This window comes from Chelatococcus sp. GCM10030263, assembly GCF_042666455.1.
Taxonomy (GTDB): Bacteria; Pseudomonadota; Alphaproteobacteria; order Rhizobiales; family Beijerinckiaceae; genus Chelatococcus.
Genome location: NZ_JBHTDB010000016.1, coordinates 327,375 through 352,612, shown reverse-complemented (window position 1 = coordinate 352,612; position 25,238 = coordinate 327,375). Strand labels below are relative to the sequence as shown.

18 protein-coding genes are annotated in these 25,238 nt (G+C 64.7%); 9 read left to right on the top strand and 9 right to left on the bottom strand.

The genetic code is table 11. The features are described from left to right. Positions 1-43 precede the first annotated feature (43 nt). A complete protein-coding gene (locus ACFQU1_RS23980) occupies positions 44-3,355 on the bottom strand; it encodes a DUF3971 domain-containing protein (RefSeq protein ID WP_378137523.1) in 3,312 nt (1,103 codons plus the stop codon). Between the two features lie 583 nt (positions 3,356-3,938). Between ACFQU1_RS23980 and ACFQU1_RS23975 the strand changes: the two genes are divergently transcribed. Beyond that, entirely contained in the window at positions 3,939-4,403 is a 465-nt protein-coding gene (locus tag ACFQU1_RS23975; protein ID WP_378137521.1) for a peroxiredoxin, read from the top strand. A 125-nt stretch (positions 4,404-4,528) separates the two neighbouring features. Further along, entirely contained in the window at positions 4,529-5,863 is a 1,335-nt protein-coding gene (locus ACFQU1_RS23970) for a peptidoglycan DD-metalloendopeptidase family protein (RefSeq protein ID WP_378137519.1), read from the top strand. On the opposite strand, the gene prfB is transcribed toward ACFQU1_RS23970, so the two are convergent. From prfB to ACFQU1_RS23955, 3 genes are all read right to left on the bottom strand, one after another. Then, positions 5,824-6,955, bottom strand: a protein-coding gene (gene prfB, locus ACFQU1_RS23965) for a peptide chain release factor 2 (protein ID WP_378137517.1) whose coding sequence is annotated in 2 segments (ribosomal slippage) — positions 5,824-6,885 and positions 6,887-6,955 — 1,131 coding nt in all. Because the reading frame shifts where the segments join, the coding sequence is not laid out codon by codon here. The two genes, ACFQU1_RS23970 and prfB, sit on opposite strands and share 40 nt — an antisense overlap. A gap of 90 nt (positions 6,956-7,045) precedes the next feature. Further along, positions 7,046-9,472 carry a penicillin-binding protein 1A gene (locus ACFQU1_RS23960; RefSeq protein ID WP_378137515.1) on the bottom strand — a complete coding sequence of 809 codons (2,427 nt, stop codon included), beginning with the start codon at positions 9,470-9,472 and terminating at the stop codon, positions 7,046-7,048. 157 nt (positions 9,473-9,629) lie between these two features. Beyond that, positions 9,630-10,973 (bottom strand): N-acetylmuramoyl-L-alanine amidase, encoded by a 1,344-nt coding sequence (locus ACFQU1_RS23955; protein ID WP_378137513.1) that lies wholly within the window; start codon positions 10,971-10,973, stop codon positions 9,630-9,632. 640 nt (positions 10,974-11,613) lie between these two features. Here ACFQU1_RS23955 and ACFQU1_RS23950 point away from each other — a divergent pair. Further along, the gene (locus tag ACFQU1_RS23950; protein WP_378137511.1) at positions 11,614-14,418 is read left to right on the top strand and encodes an Rne/Rng family ribonuclease; all 2,805 of its coding nucleotides are present in this window, start codon (positions 11,614-11,616) and stop codon (positions 14,416-14,418) included. A 287-nt stretch (positions 14,419-14,705) separates the two neighbouring features. On the opposite strand, the gene ACFQU1_RS23945 is transcribed toward ACFQU1_RS23950, so the two are convergent. Together ACFQU1_RS23945 and ACFQU1_RS23940 are read right to left on the bottom strand one after the other, a co-directional pair. Continuing rightward, positions 14,706-16,193, bottom strand: coding sequence for an MDR family MFS transporter (locus ACFQU1_RS23945; protein WP_378137509.1), 1,488 nt, complete (start codon positions 16,191-16,193; stop codon positions 14,706-14,708). Between the two features lie 182 nt (positions 16,194-16,375). Further along, positions 16,376-17,584, bottom strand: coding sequence for a pyridoxal phosphate-dependent aminotransferase (locus ACFQU1_RS23940; RefSeq protein ID WP_378137507.1), 1,209 nt, complete (start codon positions 17,582-17,584; stop codon positions 16,376-16,378). Positions 17,585-17,753: 169 nt separating this feature from the next. On the opposite strand from ACFQU1_RS23940, the gene ACFQU1_RS23935 reads away from it, so the two are divergent. The 6 genes from ACFQU1_RS23935 to aat all read left to right on the top strand — a co-directional run bounded on the left by ACFQU1_RS23935 (position 17,754) and on the right by aat (position 23,191). Beyond that, the gene (locus tag ACFQU1_RS23935; RefSeq protein WP_378137505.1) at positions 17,754-19,175 is read left to right on the top strand and encodes a M48 family metalloprotease; all 1,422 of its coding nucleotides are present in this window, start codon (positions 17,754-17,756) and stop codon (positions 19,173-19,175) included. Between the two features lie 49 nt (positions 19,176-19,224). Next, positions 19,225-20,010 carry a DsbA family protein gene (locus tag ACFQU1_RS23930; RefSeq protein WP_378137503.1) on the top strand — a complete coding sequence of 262 codons (786 nt, stop codon included), beginning with the start codon at positions 19,225-19,227 and terminating at the stop codon, positions 20,008-20,010. Between the two features lie 139 nt (positions 20,011-20,149). Further along, the gene (aroQ, locus tag ACFQU1_RS23925; RefSeq protein ID WP_378137501.1) at positions 20,150-20,638 is read left to right on the top strand and encodes a type II 3-dehydroquinate dehydratase; all 489 of its coding nucleotides are present in this window, start codon (positions 20,150-20,152) and stop codon (positions 20,636-20,638) included. 11 nt (positions 20,639-20,649) lie between these two features. Beyond that, a complete protein-coding gene (gene accB / locus ACFQU1_RS23920) occupies positions 20,650-21,114 on the top strand; it encodes an acetyl-CoA carboxylase biotin carboxyl carrier protein (protein WP_378138343.1) in 465 nt (154 codons plus the stop codon). Between the two features lie 8 nt (positions 21,115-21,122). Beyond that, positions 21,123-22,490, top strand: a complete 1,368-nt coding sequence (gene accC / locus ACFQU1_RS23915) for an acetyl-CoA carboxylase biotin carboxylase subunit (protein WP_378137498.1) — start codon at positions 21,123-21,125, stop codon at positions 22,488-22,490. Positions 22,491-22,525: 35 nt separating this feature from the next. Next, positions 22,526-23,191, top strand: a complete 666-nt coding sequence (gene aat / locus ACFQU1_RS23910; RefSeq protein WP_378137496.1) for a leucyl/phenylalanyl-tRNA--protein transferase — start codon at positions 22,526-22,528, stop codon at positions 23,189-23,191. Positions 23,192-23,195: 4 nt separating this feature from the next. On the opposite strand, the gene ACFQU1_RS23905 is transcribed toward aat, so the two are convergent. The 3 genes from ACFQU1_RS23905 to ACFQU1_RS23895 form a co-directional block, all read right to left on the bottom strand. Beyond that, a complete protein-coding gene (locus ACFQU1_RS23905; RefSeq protein ID WP_378138341.1) occupies positions 23,196-23,786 on the bottom strand; it encodes a DUF2155 domain-containing protein in 591 nt (196 codons plus the stop codon). 112 nt (positions 23,787-23,898) lie between these two features. Continuing rightward, complete coding sequence (locus ACFQU1_RS23900) at positions 23,899-24,456, bottom strand: GNAT family N-acetyltransferase (protein WP_378137494.1); 558 nt, start codon at positions 24,454-24,456, stop codon at positions 23,899-23,901. Between the two features lie 70 nt (positions 24,457-24,526). Beyond that, a complete protein-coding gene (locus tag ACFQU1_RS23895; RefSeq protein WP_378137492.1) occupies positions 24,527-24,931 on the bottom strand; it encodes an NADH:ubiquinone oxidoreductase subunit NDUFA12 in 405 nt (134 codons plus the stop codon). Between the last annotated feature and the right edge of the window lie 307 nt (positions 24,932-25,238).

The window sequence follows — 25,238 nt, the reverse complement described above, 5'->3', positions numbered from 1 at the left end:
GGTCACACTTCCCCAAAGAGAGATTGAGCCCCAGCCGAGTGCCTCAGCGCTCCGGCCGGAGCGGGATGGCATTCGTCTGCCCGCTATCGGCCCGGCCGAGATCGAAGAACTTCCGGAAGATGCCAGGGGCGATCGCCGATAGCGGATTGATCGACATGACGGGAGCGGCAGCCGGCCCCGTCACGCGAAAATTGACCGCGAAGAGGCCCTCATACTGCCCACCGCCGAGGATCAGGCCGACGATCGGCAGTTGGCTGAAAATATTGTTGAGCGCATAGGCCGGGACATAGGTGCCGGAGAGGTCCAGCCGGTCGCTCGTCGTATCGAGATGGCCTTCCAGGCTGACGCCGACGGTCGGCCCCCAGACGACGCCCTCGCGCACATTGATTCGCCCGGGCAGGCGCGTGAAATCGACCTTGAGCTTGGTAAAGCGAATGTCGGAGGCATCAAGCGCCGGCGCATTCCCCTGGTTCGGCGATTGGGCGATGATGCGCTGCAGCCCCTGCTCGTTGCGCAGGCTGAAGTCCCGGATCGTGAGGACCCCGTCCTGGTTGTCATTCGCGCTCGCCGACAGGCTGAGCTGGAGATGCCCGCCGACCATGCGCTTGTAGAGGTCGAGGAACCGTAGGGCCGATCCGGCATTGGCGGTTTCGGCGAAGATCTGCTGCTGTGCCCCGCTTCCGCCAAGCCGCGCCGACACCGACGCGCTGCCGAGCTTTCCGCTCAGCGAGAAGTCGCGGATGGCTTTGCCGCGGCGCCCGAGCTTCAACCCCGCATTTGCGATCGCCTCGTCATTGTAGCCTGCGAGAATATTGACCGCGAGATCGAGGTCGAAGTCGAAGGACGAACCGGAATCGGTATCGCCCGAAATGACCTGCAGGAAAGGCCGCGCGTCAAGCAGGTTGCCCCTGACGACAACGCGATAGGCGCTGCGGTTGCGCGATACGTCGAGCTTCAGGTCATCCCCCGGCGACAGCTTGAACTGCGAGAAGCTCGCCTCACGCAGGGCTCCGTCCGCCGTGAGCTTGACATTGCCCTTGGCAGTCACGGCCCCATCGAGGGCGACATCACGCAATTCGTAGCCGTCGTTGTCGAGAAGCGTGAAGGCAAGACGCGCGGACCGGCCGGCACTCTTGCGCCACCCGGGCAGGAGGTTGTCGATGCTGGCCCGGGTCAGGTCGACATCGACGGCGGTCGGCGCATCGCCGGCCAGGCCCGTCTTGATCGTCACCCCGACCGGCCCCTTCAGCTTCGATCCGAGATCGATGCCCTTGCGCAGGCGGGCAGCCTCGTCGAGGACGAAGGCGATGGTGGCCTCGCCCGCATGCGAGCGCAGCACCTGATTCACGTCGATCGACGCGGGAACCCCGGCGATCTGTCCATTGCCCTTCAAGCTGAGCGTCGTCTGGTCGACCGCAAGTGCGAGATTGGCGCCTTCGAGCCGGTCCTTGCCGCGAATATTCTCGATGGTGAGATTGGTGAGATTGCCGCTCGCGGTCGCTTGCACATCCGCCGGGCTCAATGTGTTCACCAGCGGCAGCGTCAGAGCGATGTCGATGTCCGCTTGCCCGCGCACTTTGGCGGGATCGAAATCGATCGGCACCGTCTCGCGGATGACGTCGCTCTTGAGCAGCGCCACCAATGCATCCGCGGGACCGTTCAAGTGAAAACCGATCTGTGCCGTAACAGGCGGGGCAAGGTCGGCGGCCTTAAAAACGCCATCCGTGAGCGTCAGGGCGCGACCCTGCAAGGCGATGCTGGCTTGCGAGGCATGGATGAGTGCCGTGCGGCCGGTAACGCGTCCGGTGGCCGAAATTTGGGTCAACGGCGGCAATCCCGGTGCCGGCCGTAGCGTGCCGCCCGATATGCCGAAATCCAGGCTCACGGCCTCGTCGGGAATGGGCTTCTTGTGCCGCGCCGCATCCAAAGCCTCGGACGAAAGCCGTGTCGCCAGCGTCAGATGATCGACCTTACCAGCCGGCATGTTTTCGATGAGATATTTGCGTACGTCGGAGGCGACGAAAGCGGGCCAGAAGCGCAGGACCCGACGCACGGCCGAAGGCTCGACGGCGAGTTTGATCGTCAGGCCGCCATCATCCGACGCCGTGCCGAAGGAGCCGGACAGGGCCATGGCGTATTCCGGGCCGGCGATCTGCGCCTTCTCGACGATGACGCCGCCGCCGGCAGCGCCCGTGAGGGTCAGCGACAGATCATCGATCGCCACGGGCGCTCCCCCGTCCAGGCTTTCGATCTGGGCATCACGCCCAGTGAGCGCCATGCGCCAGGAATGCCCGTCTTGCGCAGGCGAGACACGTCCGGCCAGCGCCAGATGCGTATCGCCCGCGTGGAACTCCGCTGACGAGATCACCAATTCGCCGGCGGCCGCATCCCAGCTGGAATGCAAGGCGAGATCGTCGACGGCGATTGGCGGCTGATCGGGATCGTCCATGGCGAGAATGCCGCGTCCGCCACGCAGGGTCGCGTCGAGAGCACGGAGGGAATCGTCCGGCGCAATGGCGAGCTCCAGTTTCCCCGAGAGGGGCATGTCGGTGGTTACCACGGGCGCTCTGAAACCGCCGAGCGCCAGAAGATCCGAGACGGGAACGTCGTCGACGCTCATCGACACCTTGCGGTCCGTTCCGGTCGTCCCACCGAGAACCGTACCGGACACCTGCCACGGCCCGTGCCGCCCCTTCAGCCCGAAACCGAAATGCAGCTCGCCGGAGCGCGGCCGCTCCACATGGAAGGAAACGTCGTCAAAGCGGATCCTCTGCCGCTTCGTTTCGTCGATCAGCGTCAGGCGGGCGCCGGACAGGCGCACCCGCTCGAGTGCGCCGGCGAAAGTCTCGCTTCCCGAGACGAGGTCGATGAAAGAGACCGCCGCCACCGCGAGCGGCAGACTCTGCTTCCTCGCTGCATCACTGGAGTCCGCGGGAGGCTCGGCTGTCGGGACGGAAGACGGAGCAAGGGCCTTTGCCTCGACTTCCGGCGGATCGGCTTCCCCCGCCGACATGGTCAAACCGCCGTCGCGGGCAACGAAGAGCCGCAGGTCGAGCCCGCTGAACTCGACGGAACGCGGCGACATCTGCCCCCGCAGCAACCCCCAAGGCGATACGGCGATCGAGGCGGTCTGCGCCCTCAGCACGCTCAGGCCGCGCGGATTGCGCAGATCGACATTGTCGAGACGCAGCGTCGGTCCGTGACGGGTATATTCGATGGCCGTATCGGCGACCTTCACTGACCATCCCGGGCCGAGCCGTGTCGCGAGCTCGGCGGCGATCGTCCGGTCGGCGCCGGCGATGGGAATCGGTCCGAGCGCAAAGCGCAGTGCGACGATCGCGACCGCCAAGAGCACCGCCAACCCCGCACAGGCCGCGACGCGACGCGTGAGGCACAGCGGCCTTTTGGCCGCTCTTCTCGCGATCCGGCGTCTTTGTCTCAGTCTACGAACGGTAGCCATATCGTCCAGCGGAGCTCTGTCGCGTCATGAGTGACGCGGCGACGTCATCGGAATCGAAACCATATCGGATCGGTGTTCTGGTGCCGGCCTCAATGCGCCTGCTGCCTTCAACCGCCGATGGTTTCGCTCAAGCATTCGATTCGCTCCGAACAGGCGAGAAGAATAGCAGAGGGGTGTCTTCCACCGGCGCATGGCCGGTGATTTCGTCAACAGGATACCGGCGTCGTTGCCGGCGCGACCGGGGGCAAAGGCCGCATGACGTCGATCTCGGCCATGTCGCCTCGGTTGCCGATTTGATCTGCCACGGCTTAGCCCCTAACGGTCCGGGGAGGCCATCTCGGCAAGGCCAGAGGAATGGATTATTCCAAATCGGTCTTCGAGGATTGAAACGGCCGATTCGAAGGCGGCGGCTGAACACAAGACGTTCGCCCGCATTCTCGGCTTCTAGAACAACGTCATTCCGACAAAAGGAAGGCATATGCAAGTCAGCAGCGGCGGTAAAGCACCCGATTTCGACCTGCCGGCAAGTGGCGGCGGACGCATATCGCTTCACGCGCTTAGGGGCAGGAAGGTTGTTTTGTATTTTTACCCCAAGGACGACACGAGCAGCTGTACGCGTGAGGCGATCGGATTCAACAGGCTAAAGGAAGCCTTCGCGAGCGCCGAGACAGAAGTGATCGGCCTCTCCGCCGACGACATCGCAAGTCACGACCGGTTCAAGGCCAAGTACAAGCTCGATTTAACACTGGCGTCCGATCCATCCAGAGCGACAATCGACGCTTATGGCCTGTGGGTCCAGAAGCAGATGTTCGGACACAAATACATGGGCATTGAACGCGCCACGGTCCTGATCGACCGGGACGGGAGCATCGCCCGGATCTGGCGACGCGTCAGGGTTACCGGCCACCCCGAAGAAGTCTTGGCCGCCGCTGAGGCCCTCTGAATGGGAGATGCGCGGCCGATCCACGCAATAGAATAGGTTGCACAACCCTGATATTGCAACCATTTACGCCCATTTAACCGAGCGCTGTCAGTAATCATCCCAGTGGTACTGTGGGGTGATTCGGAATGGTGGCGCATGGTGAGTTTGGACGGGCCGAGCCGCGCGGATCGTGGGGCGCCTTGGCCGATCCGCTGCGGCGCGAGGCTCTCACCGTCGGTCGCCCTGTTGCCCTGCTCTTCGCCGCCGTTTTCGTCGTCGCCGTGTTGTGGGCCGCTGTTGCGACCTGGGCCTTCGTCTTCCGGGATGAGGTCGTCGGCCGCCTTATCCAGCACCAGGCGGCGCTGCGCCACAGCTACGAGGACCGCCTGCGCGATTTTCGCGCCCGCCTCGATACGGTGACCGGCCGGCAGGTCGTCGATCAGGAGATCTACGACCGGCGCATGATGGATCTTCTCAAGCGCCAGGTGCAGCTCGAGGACCGCCAAGCGGTCGTCGACTCGCTCGTCCGGCAGGCACAGCTGTCCGGCAGTGCCGCTGTCGAAGCGAGCGCGGGCACCGGCGTCAACATCTTTGCGCCTCCCCCCGATCGGCCGGCGAGCGGCGTCAGCATTTCCACGCCACCGACACCGTCCAATACAGATCTCGGCGCACCGCCTTTGCCGACGAGCTTTACCCCCGGCACATACTCGCTCAGTGAAAACCTGTTGCGGGCCGACCGTTTCGTGAACGCCATGGCGACCCACCACGTCGAGACTTTGAAGGCGCTGAGCAGCATCGTGCGCCGCCAGACTGCCCGTCTTCGTGAGGTCGTCGCCGAGGTCGGCCTCAATCCCGATACGATCACGGCCGCCTCGCGTGCCAATCAGGGTGGGCCCTATATCCCGGTGAAAGGCGCCGGCGACGACCTATTCACGCGCACTGCCCTCGCCACCCAGCTCGACCTCACCGCCCTCGACCGGCTCCGCCGGACCGTCGATGTCCTACCGCTCCGGCGCCCTGCCTCCGATTCCGCGATCACCAGCGGTTTCGGTGTGCGGGTCGATCCCTTCACCCGCGCCCCGGCGCTGCACCCCGGCATCGACTTCGGCCTCCCGGAAGGCACGGCCGTCTATCCGACAGGCGCGGGCCGCGTGACGGTCGCCGACGTCACCGGCGGCTATGGCAAGATGGTCGAGGTGGACCACGGCAACGGCGTCGTCACGCGCTATGCCCATTTGTCGGAGATCGACGTTCGGCCGGGAACCGTGGTTACGGTCGACACGCAAATCGGCCGGGTCGGCACCACCGGGCGCTCGACCGGGCCGCATCTGCATTACGAGACCCGCATATCCGGGGAGGCGGTCGATCCCACCCGCTTCCTGCGTGCCGCCGACAAGCTGGCGTTATTCGAGGGGGAACGGCTTCCCGCTCGAAAGACCGCTCAATCGACGTCTTCCACGACCTTATCGGCATTGCCGTAGATGCGGGCCGCGAGCGCGGCCTCGATGAAGGGGTCGAGCTCGCCGTCAAGGACATCCGATGGCGCGGACGATGTCATCCCGGTCCGCAGATCCTTCACGAGCTGATACGGCTGGAGGACATAGGAGCGGATCTGATGGCCCCAGCCGATGTCGCTCTTCGTCGCCTCCTCGGCCGAGGCTTGTTCTTCCCGCTTCTTCAGTTCGAGCTCATAGAGCCGGGCTCGCAACATGTTCCAGGCCGTTGCCCGGTTCTTGTGCTGGGAGCGTTCACTCTGACATGCGGCAACGATTCCGGTCGGGATATGCGTGATGCGCACCGCCGAGTCGGTCGTGTTGACATGCTGGCCGCCCGCTCCTGACGAACGATAGGTGTCGATCCGGCAATCCGACTCCTTGATGTCGATCTCGATGCGATCGTCGATCACCGGGTAAACCCAGGCGGAGGCGAAACTCGTGTGGCGGCGGGCGTTGGAATCGAACGGCGAGATGCGTACCAGACGGTGCACGCCCGATTCGGTCTTCAACCAGCCATAGGCGTTGTGGCCCTTGATGACGAGCGTGGCCGACTTGATGCCGGCCTCTTCGCCGTCGGTCTCCTCGACGACCTCCACCTTATAGCCCTTGCGCTCGCCCCAGCGCGCATACATGCGCATGAGCATCTGCGCCCAGTCCTGGCTTTCGGTTCCGCCGGCACCGGAGTGGATTTCGATATAGGTGTCGTTCTGGTCGGCTTCGCCCGACAGAAGCGTCTCCACCTGCCGCCGCGCCGCCTCGGCGTGGAGCTCGCGGATGCTGTTCTCGCCCTCGACGACCGAATCCTGATCGCCCTCGGCCTCGCCGAGTTCGATCAAAGTCGCGGCATCGTCGAGCCCCCGCTCTATGCGGGTGATGGCCGACAGGCGCTCCTCCAGTTCGGTGCGCTCACGCATGACTTTCTGCGCGGCTTCACCGTCGTTCCAGAGGTTCGGATCTTCTGCGAGGGCGTTCAGCTCCTCGAGGCGTTTCGTGGCGACGTCCCAGTCAAAGATGCCTCCTCAGCAGTCCCACGGACTGCTTGGTGGCATCGACGAGAGATTGGATCTCGGCTCGCATGGCTCTTACATGGGTGTTGGTAGGGCGCGCCGACAAGCGCGGGATGGCGGACGCCATCCATAGTCATCGCGCCTGATCGTGTAAACCCGGTCAGTACAGGCCGCCCGTTCCGCCTCCGACCGCGGCCTGCCCGGCGCCTCCGCCCGGCAGGGCTCCGGTCTCGCCCGCCCCTGCAACGGCATAGCCGTCCGGCGGCGCGGTTCCCGGCTTGAAGGCCTCCAGAATTGTTCCCTTACCCCCGCCGGAGCTGCGCATGCCCGTGCGCGCGTCGACCTGGATGAGCTTGATGCCCGGCGGCACGCGGAATGGCGTCGCCGGCTTGTCCTTGAGCGCCATGGCCATGAAGTCACGGAAGATCGGCGCCGCAAGCACAGCCGCGGTGGTCCGCCCGCCGAGCGAGCGCGGCTTGTCGTAGCCGATGAAGACACCAACGGCGAGATCCGGCGAGAAGCCGACGAACCAGACGTCCTTGGAATCGTTGCTCGTGCCCGTCTTGCCCGCGAGAGGCTTGCCGACGCTCTTGACCACGGTTCCGGTGCCACGCTGGACCACGCCCTCAAGGATCGACACGACCTGGTAGGCGGTCAGCGGATCGAGAACCTGCTCGCGCTTGTCCACGAGCGTCGGCTCGGGCTGGTCCTCCCAGTTCTTGGCAGTGCAACCGATGCACTGCCGCTCGTCGTGGCGATAGATGGTGTGACCCCATCTGTCCTGAATGCGGTCGATCAGCGTCGGCTTGATGCGCTTGCCGCCATTGACGAACATGGAATAGGCGGTCGTCATGCGCAGGACCGTCGTCTCCCCCGCCCCGAGCGCCATCGAGAGGAGTTGCGGTAGGTCGTCGTAGACGCCGAAGCGCTTCGCATATTCGGCGACGAGCGGCATGCCGATGTCGTGGGCGAGCCGCACGGTCATCAAATTCTTCGAATGCTCGACGCCGTAGCGCAGAGTACGCGGGCCGGCGTATTTCTTGTCGTAGTTCTCCGGACGCCAGACGCCGAGCCCCGGCCCCTGGTCGAGCTCGAACGGCCCGTCGACAATGATGCTCGACGGCGTATAGCCGTTGTCGAGCGCCGTCCCATAAACGATCGGCTTGAATGCGGAACCCGGCTGGCGCAGGGCCTGCGTCGCACGATTGAACTCGCTCTGGTCGAAGGAGAAGCCACCGACCATGGCAAAGACGCGGCCCGTATTGGGATCCATGGCGACAATGCCGCCGCTGACTTCCGGGATCTGCCGCAGCCGGAATTGCTTGGACTTGCCCTCCATCGGCTCGACATAGATGACGTCGCCGGGCGACAGAGCCTGATTGACGCGTGCGCGACGGGTCCAGCGGATGCCGTCAGTCCCGATAACCCCGGTCTCCCGTTCGCTGCTGACTGCGCCCGACGGCTCCCGCTCGGGCTGAAGTCCGATCGTGGCTTCGCGCGCGTCAGCATCCAGAACGACCGCCAGACGCCAAGGCTGAACGTCGTCGAGAGCCTTGACCTGAGCGAGTAACGCGCCCCATTCGCCAGTCTTCAAGTCGAGCTGCTGCTGAGCACCTCGCCAGCCGTGGGACTCGTCATAGCGGACAAGACCGTCGGCCATGGCCTTGCGCGCCATCGCCTGCATCTTGGGATCGAGGGTGGTGCGGACCGACAATCCACCTTCGTAAAGTTCCTTCTCGCCATAGCGCTCGGCGATCTCGCGCCGCACTTCCTCGGCGAAGTAGCCCGCCAGAGCCGAGCTTTCCGGCAAGGAGCGTACGCTCACGCCCAACGACTCGGCCTTCGCCCTCTCGCCATCGGCCCGGCTGACGTAGCCGTTCTCGACCATGCGATCGATGACCCAATTGCGGCGATCGATGGCCGCATGCTGCTGCCGGAATGGATTATAATTGTTGGGCGCCTTCGGAAGGGCTGCGAGATAAGCCGCCTCCGACAGCGTCAGCTCGTTGATGGACTTGCCGAAATAATTGAGCGCGGCGGCCGCGACGCCATAATTCCCGAGCCCGAGATAGATCTCGTTGAGGTAGAGCTCGAGGATCTTGTCCTTGGAGTACACCGACTCCATGCGGACCGCGAGGATCAGCTCCTTGATCTTGCGCTCGTAGGTCTGCTCGTTGGTGAGCAGGAAGTTCTTGGCCACCTGCTGCGTAATGGTGGAGGCGCCCTGCTGGCGACGACCATTCGAGCGAAAATTATTGACCGCGGCGCGCACGATACCCTCGGGATCGACGCCGCCGTGCTTATAAAAATTCTTGTCTTCGGCCGAGAGGAAGGCGGCGACCACGAGCTTCGGGATCGCCTGGATGGGAAGATAGAGGCGCCGCTCGCGTGAATATTCGGCCAGCAGGCTACCGTCGCCCGCGTGCACGCGGGTGGTGACCATAGGCTCGTAAGTCGCGAGCTGCTTATACTCCGGCAACCCCTGCGAGTAACGATAGACAACGTAGCCCGCGACGCTCGCGCCAATGAGGAAGAGGATTGCGCCGGCAGTAAACGCAAAACCGATGAAGCGCAGGATTAATCTCATACCTATTGGTCCAAAGCGGCGCAAAGGATCGATCCGCGATCGGGATCATCGACTGCGCCGTGATTGCCGTCCCCCAATTCTCAACCTACGTTTTTTTAGCATGGAGAAGGAGCCTCATGCCAGCAGGCCGAGGCCTGCGAATCCATTTGACCGAAGACTATGGAGAAAAGGCGACACCTCCGGCGCGTTCGGACGGCGTGCGCCGGGCGAAATAGCGGCCGACCGCCTCCACCAGGGCACCAGCCGTCTTCTTTTGCCAGTCGTCGGACGTCAAAAGTGCCGCGTCCTTGGCGCTCGAGAGATAGCCCAGCTCGACCAGGACGGAAGGCACGTCGGGGGCTTTAAGGACGCGGAAGCCAGCGGAACGATGCGGATTTTTGTTCAGAAGCACCCTGCCCTTGAAGCTGTCGATGATCGTTCCCGCGAAGGAGTTGGAGAAGGTGCGAGTTTCGCGCTTGGTGAGATCGGTCAGAATTCCCACGATCTCCTCGGGATCCTCGGCCGCCTCGACGCCTGCGATCTGGTCGGCCAGGTTTTCTTTGTCGGCGAGGCGGGCAGCCTCCGCGTCGGTGGCGAATTCCGAACCGGTATAGACCGTCGCGCCGCGAACCCTTCCCCCGCCGCCGAGCGTATCCGCGTGGATCGAGATGAAGAGAGCAGCATCGGCTTCCCGCGCGATGCGGGTGCGTGCACCGAGCGAAATGAACGTGTCGGACGTGCGCGTCAGGAGAACCCGATAACGGCCGGTCGCCTCGAGCTGCTCGCGCATCTGCTGCGCAAAGGCGAAGACCACATCCTTTTCCATCACCCCGTCCCGGCCCTGCGCACCGGGATCGATGCCACCGTGGCCGGGGTCAATGACGATGACCGGCAATGCGTCCTTCTTGGCCGCAGCCGCCACGCTCTTGGCGGCATCCAGCGCGTGGCCGAGGCCCGGATCCGACAGGCCGCCGTCGCCCGTATCGATCATCGGGCGAAGGGCTGCGGTGTGATAGGTCGCCCGGCTCGTTCGGTTCAGCTCGATGATGAGGGCCGCGCCTTCGGCTGTCGTGATGGTCTCGACCCGCTTGACGAGCGCCGGCTCCTTGAGGTCGATGACGATGCGCGAGCGCTCGGGGGCGAATAGACCGAATCGGAAGGAACCGATGAAGCCGCCCTTGCCGAGATCGCTGCTGCCGGCGGTCTTCGGCAGCTGGAAATTCACCTCCGGCAGATCGATAATGGCGCGATCCGGCCTTTCGAGGAGAAAGGCCTTGGCCTCGACCGGGCCGGTGAGAGCGAAGGTGAGACGGACGAAATCCTTGCGTGCTTCCACCGACACCGCGGTGGCCCGGACCATATTGGCGATCGGCGAGCTCACATTGGCCGGCGGTGATCCCGCGGCGGCGGCAGGCTGGATGATGCAGGCCAGCAGCAGAGCCGCCAGCCAAGCCCGCACCACGGAAAGTCCCCCTCGCCTTCCAGCCCTCGTACCCACGCCGCTTCCGATCATGTCTGCCATCGCGCAATCATGCGCCGCCACCGACCGTGATCCGCACATTCTCTGTAAGGCATACGCCACCGATGGTTAACCAATCATTCAGCCTCGCGGCCGGTTTGGAAACAGCGTTGCACGCATACAACCTCGTGGATGACGCTTGCCAAGAGCCGCTAGGCATCTGTAATGAAATCATGACTCTGTTTCGGTGCGCGTGCCGTCCGGTAGACGGGCGATCGCGCCGGCCGCCAATCCGAGGATGCAGGGATGCCTGCACCCGGCCTTGGCGCCTCGAAACGGTTATCGTCAAGGTCGCGGCAATGCCGCGACCGCTCGGAAGCATCGACGATCGGTGATTTCGAGATCCGCGACTTAGGATTGGAGGATATGGGCAGCTCACCCGACCGGGCACGCCGCTATGCATTGCCGACCGCCGTTCGCGTCGTGTCGGCCGCGGCAAACGCGTCGGAGCTCGCTGCCAGCTTCCCTCCTTCTGCCCTTTCTTTCCTCCCCCCCATCACCCCCGATAGCGCCGGCTTGGTCCGGCGCGTCAGCGTGCCCCTGGGCAATGATCCCGCCGTTACGGCGGGACGGACGGGCCGTGCGCCGCACAGGCGCGGCGCCTCGCCCCACGAGCCAAGGGCCGCCCTCACGAGAGTTTACAATGGCCAACAAGATGCTCATCGATGCGGCGCATCCGGAAGAGACCCGGGTCGTCGTGCTTCGCGGAAACAAGGTTGAGGAATTCGATTTCGAATCGGCAAACCGCAAGCAGCTGCGCGGGAACATTTATCTCGCCAAGGTCACGCGCGTCGAGCCGTCGCTGCAGGCGGCCTTCGTCGAATATGGCGGCAACCGCCATGGCTTCCTGGCCTTCAACGAAATCCATCCCGACTACTACCAGATCCCCGTCGCCGACCGGCAGGCGCTGATCGAGGAAGAGGCTCAGGCCGAACGCGATGCCGAGCGTGATGAGGAGCGCGCGGCGCGGCGACGCAGCGGCCGTGGTCGCGAACGCCGGCGTGGCGGCGGACCAGCCGTCAGCGCCGAAGCCACATCGGACGAAGCGGTCGAAGGTCAGGAGGCGCCTCAAGAGAACGCAGGCGAAACAACGCACGAGGACGGAAGCGATAACGCCTCCGAGAACGGCCACGACGACAACAACCACGCCAACGGTCACGACGATGGCGAGGCACGTGAGGAAGATGCGGTCGAGCAGGTCGGCGGTTCGGCCGATGCAGCCGACGAGCTTCCCGACCGGCGCTCGCGTCCGCTCCGGCGCCAGTACAAGATCCAGGAAGTCATCAAGCGTCGCCAGGTTCTCCTGGTGCAGGTGGTCAAGGAAGAGCGCGGCAACAAAGGCGCGGCGCTCACCACCTACCTCTCGCTGGCCGGCCGCTATTCGGTGCTGATGCCCAATACGGCGCGCGGCGGCGGCATCTCCCGCAAGATCACCAATGCGCCGGACCGCAAGCGGCTGAAGGAAGTGGCCCAGGAGCTCGACGTGCCGGAGGGCATGGGGGTCATCCTGCGCACGGCGGGTGCCGCGCGCACCAAGGCCGAGATCAAGCGCGACTTCGAATATCTGCTGAGACTGTGGGAGAGCGTGCGCGAACTCACGCTGAAATCGACCGCGCCGGCGCTCGTCTATGAGGAGGGGTCGCTCATCAAGCGGGCGATCCGCGACCTCTACAACAAGGACATCGACGAGGTGCATGTCGCCGGCGAGGAGGCCTATCGCGAGGCGAAGGACTTCATGCGCATGCTCATGCCGAGCCATGCGAAGGCCGTGCAGCCCTATCGCGACAACCTGCCAATCTTCGTGCGTCATGGCGTCGAGGCGCAGCTCGATGCGATGTTCTCCAATCAGGTGACGCTCAAATCGGGCGGCTACATCGTCATCAACCCGACGGAAGCGCTCGTCTCCATCGACGTGAACTCCGGCCGCTCGACCCGCGAGCACAATATCGAGGACACGGCCCTCAAGACCAATCTCGAGGCGGCCGAGGAAATCTCCCGGCAGCTCAGGCTGCGCGACCTCGCCGGGCTCATCGTCATCGACTTCATCGACATGGAGGAGAAGCGCAACAACCGCGCCGTCGAGAAGAAGCTGAAGGATTGCCTCAAGAACGACCGTGCCCGCATCCAGGTTGGCCGCATTTCGGCTTTCGGCCTGATGGAGATGTCGCGTCAGCGCATTCGCACCGGCGTTCTCGAGAGCTCATCGATCCCCTGCCCGCACTGCGGCGGCTCGGGCTTCGTCCGCGCCATTCCGTCGGTCGCGCTGCATATCCTGCGCTCGATCGAGGAGACGCTTCTCAAGAGCGCAACGCACAATATCACCGTGAAGACACCGACCGCGGTCGCGCTCTACATCCTCAACCAGAAGCGGGGGCATCTGCGCGATCTGGAGACCCGCTTCGGCGTGTTGATCACGGTCGTGGCCGACGAAAGCCTGATCGGCGCGACGCATTTCGCCGTGGAACGCGGCGAACCGGCGATCAAGCCGGAAATTCGGCAGCCGGTTCCGGGCATTCAAGTGGACACCGTCATTCCGGCCGATGAGGCGGAGGACGAAGCCGAAAGCGTCGAGGACGAGGAAGAGAGCGAGGTGGCGGACCACGCGCCCAGCCCCGCCCCCCGCCAAGGCGAGACGGAAGCGGCCAATGGCGAGGATGGCGGCCGGCGCCGCCGGCGGCGGCGGCGGCGGCGCGGCGGACGTGGCGAGGGACGCGACCACGGCCAGCATCCGATGGAAGCCGGTCAGTCCCACGGCATGGACGCTCATGAGGACGGCGACCAATCCGAGGCCGGAGAGGACGTGGCCAGGGAAGGTGTGGCCAGGGAGGAAGTGGCCAGGGAGGAAGTGGCCATGGACGAAGCGGCCGTCGCGGGCGGCGAGACGGTGGTAGTGTCCCAGCCTGCAGCCGAAGCGCCCGTCGAACCCGCGGTGCAGTTTGAGGAGGCGACGCCTGAAGCTGCGGCCGAGCCGGGCGAGAAGAAACCGCGCCGCCGCCGCGCGAGCACCGGGCGGACCACTCGCAGTCGAGCAGCGGCGAGCGAAGCAACCGCCGAGCCGGAGGTTGCTGCGGACGCCGAGGCTCCAGCCGCCGCAGATCAGGCCGGCGACGACGCGGCAACTGCGCCTGCGCCTGCGAAAAAGACGCGGACGAGGGCGCCGCGCCGGTCGGCTGCGCGCAGCCGATCCGATGTCGGCGAGACGCGGGCGGAGACGAGCGAGGCCGAGACGCCTGATGTGGAGCCGGAGCCGACTATGGCCGAAGCGGTGCCTGAGTCTGCTGAGCCTGCATCAACTGCGGCGCCGAGCGAGGCCGAAGCCCCAGTAGAGGCAACCGCTGCAGAGAGCCAGCAAGAAGCGCCGGCTCCCGCCCAAACCCAGGAAGTCGACAATCGGCCGAAGCGCACCGGCTGGTGGTCGCGCGCCAAGGCAACGATTACCGGCGGCTGATGTAGCTAACGAGCGGAGCGCCTGAGCGCGCTCCGCTCGTACCCCAAGAGACCCGCTGCCGGTCCGCTTAGGCCCCTTCAATCTGAATTGGGACAACCGCGTTCAGCGCGGGGAGCGGATCCAAAGCCTGTCAGATCTTTCCGGAATAGCCGCACGCAACGATGGATATGCAGGCCCTGCCTTTTCGGGCGGGCCGGAACGACCATCTATCCTAACCGGCGCGAGATCTGGAGAAGCGTCCTCCCCCTTCGGAACCTCGCGAGGCGCAGGCCGATCGCAGTTGGCTGTTACTCCGCGGCGACCGGCATTTCGTCGACGGTGGCACGCAGAGGCCGCTCCTCCATGGCGATCAGGGCGGCGAGCGCTGCAGCCAGGGCCACAGCGGCAGCAATGAAGACCCAGCGGAATGTCGGCGCGAAGTCGATATCGCTTCCCACAAAGCCGATCGCCATCATTTCCGGCGAAGCCACGCCATCGCGCTGGGCGAAGGCACCAAGCACGATCGCCCCGAACACGGCAACGGCCAACGCTCCACCAAGCTGACGGCAGAAATTCATGATCGCCATCGACGTGCCGAGCTGGTGAAGCGGCGTTGCGTTCTGGATGGAGACCGTAACCACCGGCAGCATGGTGCCGAGCGCGATGCTGATGAGGCCGAGCAGGATTTCGAAGCTGGTGAGCGACATCCTCTCCGGATGGATTGCGAGCGCGACGAGCCCGATGATCGAGATAGCAAGACCGAAGAGCGGCAAACGCTTGTAGTGCTGCACCCTCGCCATCAGGTTGCCCGATACTGTGGCGCCCACGACGGTCCCCGCCATCAGCGGCACGAGCATCAAGCCGGTCTCGCTCGCCGTCATGCCATAGACCGTCTGCAGATAGACGGGCAGGTAGATTGTCAGGCCGATGTAGGCCCCCATCCCGAGGCCCGAGCACAGGGTGCCGTTGCGCACGACCTGATTGGCGAGGAGCGAGAGCGGCAGGAACGGTTCCACCGCCGTGCGCAGCCGAAGGACGAAGGCAACCCACATCACGGCGGAGACGATCAGAAGGCCGATGATCTCCGGTGAGATCCAAGGATAGCGCAACCCGCCCCAGTTCAGCGCCAGCATCAACGACACGGTCGCCGCCAGCATGAGCAGCCCGCCGAGCACGTCGATGCGATGCGGCCTCTCGTGCCGCGGCAGCTTGCGCAGGAGCCTATAGGTCATGAAGAAGGCCGCGAGGCCCAAGGGCAGATTGATCCAGAAGATCAAGGACCAATGCAGCTTTTCGGCAAAGAAGCCACCGAGCAGCGGCCCCATGACGCTCGCCGATACGAAGACGACGGCGATGAGCGACTGGTAGCGCGCGCGTTCGCGGGGCGAGGTGATGTCGCCCATGATGGTCTGCGCTAGCGAGATGAGCCCACCGCCGCCAAGCCCCTGGATGAACCGCCCGATCACCAGCAGGAGCATCGTCGGCGCCAAGGCGCAGGCGAGCGAACCGAGCATGAAGACACCGATGCCCACCAGCATCGTGACGCGTCTCCCATGGATATCGCTCAGCTTGCCGTAGAGCGGCGTCACCGCGGTGGCCGCGAGCAGATAGGCGGTCACCACCCACGGCAGATGGGCGATATCGCCGAGATCGTCGCCGATGGTCGGCATGGCGGTCGCGACGATCGTCTGGTCGAGCGCGGCGAGAAACATCGCCAGCATGACGCCAACGATGATCGATATGATTTCCGCATGCGTCAGGGGACTGGGCGCGGCATTGGACGAGAGGGCAGTCATCGTGCACTTCGGCTGGATGGACGCCGGACAAAGCCGGCACGGCGCTCTTTGCGCCGCATCCTTATAACAGATTGGTTTTGCCCGAGATCCGCGCCACGTGAAGGACAGCTATGCTCTCTTCTTCGCATGTGCACAATCAAGCGGAGCCCCTTGCCTGCCGCCTGCCGGCGACCGGCCGGGGCTCAAGCCGAAGGTAGCCAGCTCCGTAGGCGACGGACCGCCTCGCCACAGTCCTCATGCGACCCGGCAAAGGAAAGGCGCATGAAGCGGCTGCCCGCCTCCTGGTCGAAGTCGAGACCCGGCGTTGCGGCGACCCCCGCCTCGCTAAGAAGACGCCGGCAGAAGTCCATGGAGTCATTGGTGAAGCGCGCCACGTCAAGATAGACGTAGAAGGCGCCGTCCGGCGGCGCCATCGCATCGAGCCCGAGCGACGGCAGCGCGTCCATCAGGAGCGCCCGATTGGCGGCATAGCCGGCCTTGATCGCTTCGAGCTCCTCGGTCGACTCGAAAGACGCTTCGGCCGCAATCTGACTGAGGTAAGGCGGCGAAATGAAGAGATTCTGCGCCAACCGCTCGATGGGCCGCACCAGGCGTTCCGGCACGACCAGCCAACCGACGCGCCAACCGGTCATGCAGTAATATTTGGAGAAGGAATTGACGATCACCGCATCGTCATCGAAGGCGAGCGCCGTCGCGGGCTCCGCCTCATAATGCAAGCCGTGGTAGATCTCGTCGGAAATGAACCACAAGCCGAGTTCGCGACAAGTGCCGGCGATCTCACCGAGGGCATGGCGGTCCATCATTCGGCCAGTCGGGTTGGCAGGGCTCATGGCGAGCACGCCGGCGAGCGGCGCCTCCGCATGGCATCGGCGGATCGCCTCGGCCGTCATGACCCAGCCCTCGGCTGGTCCGGCCGCCACCGGCGCCGCCTCCAGCCCGAGTGCCGTCAGGATGTTGCGATATGCCGGATAGCCCGGCGAGGCGATCGCGACGCGGGCTCTCGGCTCGAACAGCGCGAGAAAGGTCAGCACGAAGCCCGATGAGGAGCCGGTCGTCACCGCAATGCGCTCCGGGCCGACCGACAGGCCGTAACGGTCGCGGTAATTGCGTGCGATCGCTTCCCTCAGGCTCGGAAGCCCCAAGGCCTCCGTATAGCCGATGCGGCCGCTTGCCAGCGCCACCTGGGCCGCCTCCCGCACCCGGCGCGGAGCGGCCGCAGTCGGCTCACCCACCTCCATGTGGATCACGCTCTCGCCGCGCCGTTCCATCACCTTGGCGGCAGACAAGACGTCCATCGCGAGAAAGGGCGCGACATTCGCCATGCGGGCGGCCGGCAGACGACCGAGAACGGGCGGGGATTTCGGTGGGCTGCTGGGCGGGGAAGTGGGCATGACTGAACGAGTTCTCCGGCGATGCGGCAGAAAGGGCGGCGGATCCGGCAGGCGATGACGGCTTTCTGATTTGACCGATTGTCTTCAATTTGTCCCGATAGGCTTCATTGCTTTATGAAATTTGTCGGTTCGCGTCACCCGCATGAACAGGAAAGAGTGCCCCAGCCGAATGCAGCCGTTACCCGTCGCATCTCCCCTTTCGAGACAACGCCCGGGCCTTCTGCGCCGCATCCTCGTTGCCGTGAGCTGCGCAGCGCTGGCGCTGGCGCCGCACGCCGCCGTTGCCCAGAGCAGCGGCAAGATGCCGATCGTGCGCGACACGGAAATCGAGAGCCTGTTACGCGACTATATCAGGCCGATCCTGAAGGCAGCGAATGTCCGCGGCAGCGCCGTGAAGGTCGTTCTGATCCAAAACGCCACCTTCAACGCCTTCGTCGCCAACGGGCAGAAGATCTTCATCAATACCGGCGCGCTGATCGAGACACGCACGCCGAACGAGATCATCGGCGTTCTCGCCCATGAGACCGGCCATATCGCCGGCGGCCATCTCGCGCGCCTCCACCAGCAGCTCGCCAATGCCAAGGTTCTGTCGGTCGTCGGTCTGCTGCTGGGCGCCGGCGCCTTGGTCGGTTCGGCGAATGGGCGCGTCGGCCAGAGCGGCACGGGCGCGGGCGGTTTGCTCGTCGGCTCGCAGGAGCTCGTGCGACGCAATCTTCTGTCCTATCAACGTTCGGAAGAGCAGGCGGCCGATCAGGCGGCCGTGCGCTTCCTCAATGCGACGCATCAATCGGCGAAGGGGCTGCTGTCCACACTGAAGGGCTTCGCCAACAACGCGCTGTTCAGCACGGCGTCGATCGATCCTTATCTGCAGAGCCATCCGCTGCCGCAGGAACGCATCGCCAATCTCGCGGACCTCGCGGCCAAGAGTCCCTACTACAATGTCACGGACCCGCCGGCCCTGCAGGCTCGCCACGATCTCATGCGGGCGAAGCTCTCCGGTTTCACTGAACGCCCGGAGACGGTCATGCGGCGGTATCCGCCGAGCGATCGCTCGGTCGCCGCCCGCTATGCCCGCGCGATCCTCGCCTATCGCACGGCGCGTTCACGCGAGGCGATCGCCCAGATGGACGACCTTCTGCATGAACAGCCCAAGAATCCCTATTTCTGGGAGATGAAGGGCCAGGTGCTGCTCGAGAGCGGCCGGCCGCGTGAGGCGATCGCGCCCTTACGCCAGGCGGTGGCCCTTGCCCCGTCGACCCCGCTCATTCGCGCCATGCTCGGCCGGGCGCTGGTTACGTCGGGCGATCCGAGCCTCCTCGACCAGGCGATCCGCGAGCTCACCAACGCCACTCAACACGAACCGGAGTTCGCGGACGCCTTCCGGGATCTTTCGACCGCCTATGGCCGCAAAGGCAATATCGGCATGGCCGAACTGGCCGCCGGGCAATATTACTTTGCGCTCGGCCAATGGGACCAGGCCGTGACCCAGGCTTCGCGCGCCAAGGCCAAGCTCAAGCCGAATTCGCCGGCCTGGCTCAGGGCGGACGATATCCTGGCCTATCAACCAACCACCCGTCCGCCGGATAAATGACATAATTCAGTGTCGCCTTCTCCACGGCTCTAATGATTGGATTATCTGCATGCGCCTGTTCTCCAAACTTCGCCTTCCGGCCGCAGCCGTCGTGGCGATCTCGGCTATTGCCGCTTTCGCCCCGGTCGGGCCGGCATCCGCCGCTGAAATGACGCCTGCGGAAAGGACGGCGATCGAGCAGGTCGTCCGCGATTATCTCCTCAAGAACCCCGAGGTTCTGCAGGAGGCGATCGCTGAGCTGGAGCGCCGCCAGCAGGACCAGCAGCGTCAGGCCCAGGAACAGGCGGTGGCGAGCGCCAGCCAGGCGCTTTTCGACGACGAGAACAACGTCGTCGTCGGCAATCCGAAGGGCAATGTCACGGTCGTCGAGTTTTTCGATTACAACTGTGGCTATTGCAAGCGCGCGCTGGGCGACATCGCCAATCTCGTCAAGGATGATCCGAATCTGCGGGTTGTGCTGAAGGACTTTCCCATCCTCCGGCAGGAGTCGCTCGATGCCTCCCTCTTCGCACTCGCGGCCCGCAAGCAGCTGCAAGGCGAGAAATTCTTCGACTATCACAGCCGCCTCCTGACCTCGAAAGGCCTCGTCGGCAAGGAGCGGGCGATGGAAGTCGCCAAGGAGATGGGTCTCGATCTGGCGCGCCTGCAGCGCGATGCGGCCTCGCCCGAGCTGCGCGACGAAATCAAGAAGACCCTCGCTCTCGGCGACCAGCTGTCCCTCACCGGCACGCCGGCCTTCGTCATTGGGCGCGACGTCGTCTTCGGGGCGGTCGGCCTCGAGCCCATGCAGAAGGCGATCGCCTCGGTTCGCCAGTGCGGCCGGACGACCTGTTGACCGCATCGCGAGCAAAGCTACCCACCGCTTTCAGCGGCCCCGCGGCGCGCGGGCCTTCCCCTCAGGCCACGTTCGCGTTAAGAGGGCCGCCTCGCGGCAAGGTCGTCGCGAAGCCTCACGACGGAACGTTCAATCCGGCATGATAGCCATCCACGTCCTCAACGGCCCCAATCTCAACCTGCTCGGGCGGCGCGAGCCGCAGGTCTACGGCAGCTTGACCCTGGCCGATATCGAGCAGCGGCTGCGCGCGCGTGCGGCCGCTCGCGGCCAGGTGGAGCTCGTCTTCCGCCAGAGCAACGTGGAGGGTGAGCTCGTCAGCTTCATCCAGGAAGCCGGGCTGGCTGGTGCCGGGGTCATCCTGAACGCGGCCGCCTATACACATACCTCGATCGCGCTCAGAGACGCGATCAAGAGCGTCGATGCGCTGACGATCGAGGTTCATCTCTCCAATGTCCATGCCCGGGAGAGCTTCCGTCACCACTCGCTGATCGCGCCGGTTGCCGTGGGCGTCATCTGCGGCTTCGGGGCGGCGAGCTACGACCTCGCCTTCGATGCGCTCGTTCCCTTGGTCGAGGCGCGGACCGCGAAGACGACGGCAGCCGCGCCGGGTAGTGGAACCCATTCATGACAAAAGTGCCAATGGCCAAACCAAGTCCGATCGATCATGAGTTCGTGCGCGAACTCGCGCGCCTGATTGCCGAGACGGATCTCACCGAGATCGAAGTCGAGAAGGGGGATCTACGCATCCGCGTCGCGCGCAACGTGACGACGGCCGTGCATGTACCCGTCGCTGCACCTCCGCCTGTCCATGTTCCCGCCGCTAGCGTCACGGCCCCGGTGGCGGCCTCGGCCAAGCCCGACGCGGATCATCCGGGCACGGTGACCTCGCCGATGGTCGGCACGGCTTATCTGCGCCCATCGCCGGAGGCCAAGCCCTTCATCGAGATCGGCTCGCGGGTCGAAGTCGGCGATAAGCTCATCCTCGTGGAGGCCATGAAGACCTTCAACGACATCGTCGCTCCTCGCGCCGGAACCGTGACCGCCATCCTGATCGAGGACGGCCAGCCGGTGGAATACGGCGAGCCGTTGCTCGTCATCGAATGACCGGGCCCATGTTCGACAAGATCCTCATCGCTAATCGAGGAGAGATCGCCCTACGCATTCTGCGGGCGTGCAAGGAGCTCGGCATCGCGACGGTTGCGGTGCATTCCACAGCCGACCAGCACGCCATGCATGTGCGTCTCGCTGACGAGAGCGTGTGCATCGGACCGCCCTCGGCCCGCGAAAGCTATCTCAATATCCCCGCGTTGATCGCCGCCTGCGAGATCACCGGGGCCGATGCGGTCCATCCGGGCTATGGCTTCCTCTCCGAGAACGCGCATTTCGCTGAAGTCCTGAACGATCACGGCATCGGCTTTATCGGGCCGAAGGCGGAACATATCCGCCTGATGGGCGACAAGATCGAAGCCAAGCGCACCGCGCACCGGCTCGGCATCCCTTGCGTCCCCGGTTCGGACGGCGGCATCACCGAGGACGGCGAGGCGATGCGGGTCGCGGCCGAGGTCGGCTATCCCGTGCTGATCAAGGCGGCCGCCGGCGGCGGCGGGCGCGGCATGAAGGTGGCGCGCAGCGAAGGCGAACTTCACCATGCGCTGGCCACCGCACGAGCGGAGGCGCTCGCCGCCTTCGGCGACGATGCGGTCTATATCGAGAAGTATCTCGAGAAGCCGCGCCATATCGAGATCCAGGTGCTCGGCGACGGCCGTGGCGGGGCGATCCATCTCGGCGAGCGTGACTGTTCGCTACAGCGCCGGCACCAGAAGGTTTGGGAGGAAGGCCCCTCACCTGCCCTCAACCGCTCCGAGCGCGAGGAAATCGGCAGCGTCGTGGCCAAGGCCATGCAGGAGCTCGGTTATCTCGGCGCGGGAACGGTCGAGTTCCTCTACGAGAACGGCGAGTTCTATTTCATCGAAATGAACACGCGTATCCAGGTCGAGCATCCCGTGACGGAGATGATCACGGGCATCGATCTGGTGAACGAGCAGATCCGCATCGCCGCCGGTAATCCCCTCTCGATCCGGCAGGAAGACGTGCGCATCGAGGGCCATGCCATCGAATGCCGCATCAATGCCGAACACCCGGCGACCTTTCGCCCCTCACCCGGCACGATCACCTATTTCCATCCGCCGGGCGGCCTCGGCGTGCGCGTCGATTCGGCGGTCTATCAGGGCTATCGCATTCCGTCGCATTACGATTCGCTCGTCGGCAAGCTCATCGTGCACGGCCGGACACGCACCGAATGCCTGATGCGGCTGAGGCGCGCGCTCGACGAATTCGTGGTGGACGGGGTGGAAACGACACTGCCCCTGTTCCGGACGCTGGTCCGGAACCAGAGCATCCAGAACGGCCTTTACGACATTCATTGGCTGGAGCATTTTCTCGATCAGGGCGGCGTCGAAGAGATCATGGCCGCCATCTGACCGGAACCGCCACGGTTGGCCGGAATTGGGTGGTCATGACGACGCGTCCTGCCGAGATCACGCCCGAGATCCTGCTCAACGCCTATGCCAACGGGCTTTTCCCGATGGCCGAAAGCGCCGACGATCCCGGGCTTTTCTGGGTCGAGCCGAAGGAGCGCGGCGTCGTTCCGCTCGACTCCTTTCACGTTCCCCATCGTCTGGCACGCACCATTGCCGCCGACCATTTCGAGATCGCGATCGACCGCGATTTCGACGCGGTGATCGCCGGCTGCGCCGCCCCCGGCGAGGGGCGCGAGGAGACCTGGATCAACGGCCGCATTCGCGCGCTCTATGGCGAGCTCTTCGACCGCGGCTATTGCCACACGGTCGAGGTCTGGCGCGAAGGGCGGCTGGTGGGCGGTCTATACGGGATTGCGCTCGGCGCGGCCTTTTTTGGCGAGAGCATGTTCCATCGCGAGCGCGACGCCTCCAAGGTGGCCTTCGTCCATCTCGTCGCTCGCCTGCGACATGGAGGCTTTCAACTCCTCGATACGCAATTCGTCACCGCGCATCTGGCACGCTTCGGCGCCGTGGCCGTGCCGCGCAAGGCCTATATGGCGCAGCTCGATGCGGCCCTCGGCAAGGTTGCCAACTGGTGGTCCTGGCCGCCTGAAACCATCCTCACCGGTGCGTTGGCGCTGCAGACGCTCGGCGTGCGCTGACCGCCTATCGCGCCGGATCGGGTCCGATCGGCATGGGCGGAACGAAGCCGGGCGGTTCGGCGGGCGCCATCGGCTGAGGCTGCCGCGGCGCTTCAGACGGTGGCAGGACCTGCCGGCGCGGCTGCGGGACAGACGAACGCGGCACGTTCAGCGGTTGCGCATTGGGCGGCGGCGGCTCCTCGCCCGTCCTGTCCTTCGGCTCGACGATGACTTGCGTGCCGCCTCTGCAGTCGGTCAGCCAGACATCATAGACGGGGTGCTCGATACCGCTCAGGCCGGGGCTCGCCGCGAACATCCAACCTGCGAAAATGCGGTTGATCTCGTTGGATGCGGTGATCTCGTCCACCTCGACGAAGGCGGTGGTATTGGGCGTTTCCGTCGCCGGACGCGTGTAGCAGACGCGCGGCGTGATCTGCAGTGCCCCGAACTGCACCGTTTCGTCGATCGCGGCCTCGAAGGACACGATTCGCCCGGTGATCTTGTCCAGGCCGGAAAAGACCGCGATCGGATTCTTGATCTTGTCGGCTAGAGCCGCTCCGGTCGATGCGCTCAAGAGGGCGACCGCGATACACATCGCGGACAGGCGTCGAAACATCATGCTGGTGTCTTGCCGCAACGGGGATGGAGCGAAGGCGTCACTGCCGTGCTTAACACGATGAACGACGCCAGCGGAAGCGCGTCCATGATGGCGATCGAGTGGGACGGCTTTATGGTGCGGCCGGAACGGCGTCGACGACGGCGGCGTAGAACGGCAGATGCACATATGCGGCCAGGCGCCATTTACCACCGAGCCTCACCCACTGCGGGCTTTTCGTCACATCGAGACGCATGTCCCGACTTCCGAGCGTCTCGAAGCCGAGCCGCAGGTAGAACGGGCGCGCATCGCTGAGAGGGGCGAGTTCCAAGTGAAAGGACTGCGGCGGCCAGAAATTGACGATATGTTCGATGAGGATCGAACCGGCCCCCTGTTGCCCCGGATGGGTCGCGAGCAAGCCAATGTCGATATAGCAGCCATCTGTGCGCGTGACAGCGGCAATCCCGACTGGTTTTCGGCCGATAACACAGGTGAAGTAATCGGAACCGAAGGAGAATTTACTCAGCGCCAGAGCCGCGGCAATTCGATTGTTCCACTTCAGCTGCTCCTGAGATCGAGCGCCCAGCACGAACCATTCGATCAGGTCCTGCTGGAAGGCGTCGCACAGGCGAGAAAACTCCACCGGCGTGACCTGGCGTATAGGCGAGGTCCGCGACCATAAAAAAGGCATCCGGGAGTCTCCTGTCGATCTCCCGGTAATTTGCCTGCCTGTAGCGATCGCGGCGACGCAAATGCCGCCGTCAGGGTGTCCAGGGGCTGTAGTCGCCGGTCGCAGGCGGGCGCTGGCCGCTCGCCAGGGTCGAGCCGGAGGGCCGGTAAGCCTCCGCCGTGCCGGTAAGGTTCGGCCGGTGCGGCTTCTGCCACTCACGAGGCGTGTAGGTGTCACGGCTCGGCGGCACGTCGGTGGTATGGTGCATCCAGCCGTGCCAGCCGGGAGGGATCATCGATGCCTCGGCGTAATCGGCATAGATGACCCAGCGGCGCTCGAAGCCGAGCGCCGGATCCTTGGCACCGCCGCGTGTCCGGTAATAGCGATTGCCGAACTCGTCCTCACCGACCAGTTCACCCTTCCGCCATGTCCAGAACTGGGTGCCGATCGTCTGCCTGTTCCACCAGGTGAAGACGCGCAGAAGAAAGTCTTTCATGACCGATTCCCAAGGCCACCGAGAGGCCTGCCGTTGCTGCGGTTATGGCGCTTCCGGCCGCCGCTGTCCAGCATCAGGGCTTGTGGCGAGAGGTCTCGCTTGATCTCGATTCGCATGGGGCGCGTGCGGCGAGGCACCGGCCGCCGCCGGGCTGCCGGCGAAGCGGATCGAAGGCTGCATTGGGGATGACGGTGGATAGATAAATTATGGTGAACAAATGATGACGAGACTGAGGCCATCCACAGATGACGGCAAACCGGTGATTCTCCTCGACATCAGGGGCACTTATCGTCGCGCAGAGAGGCGC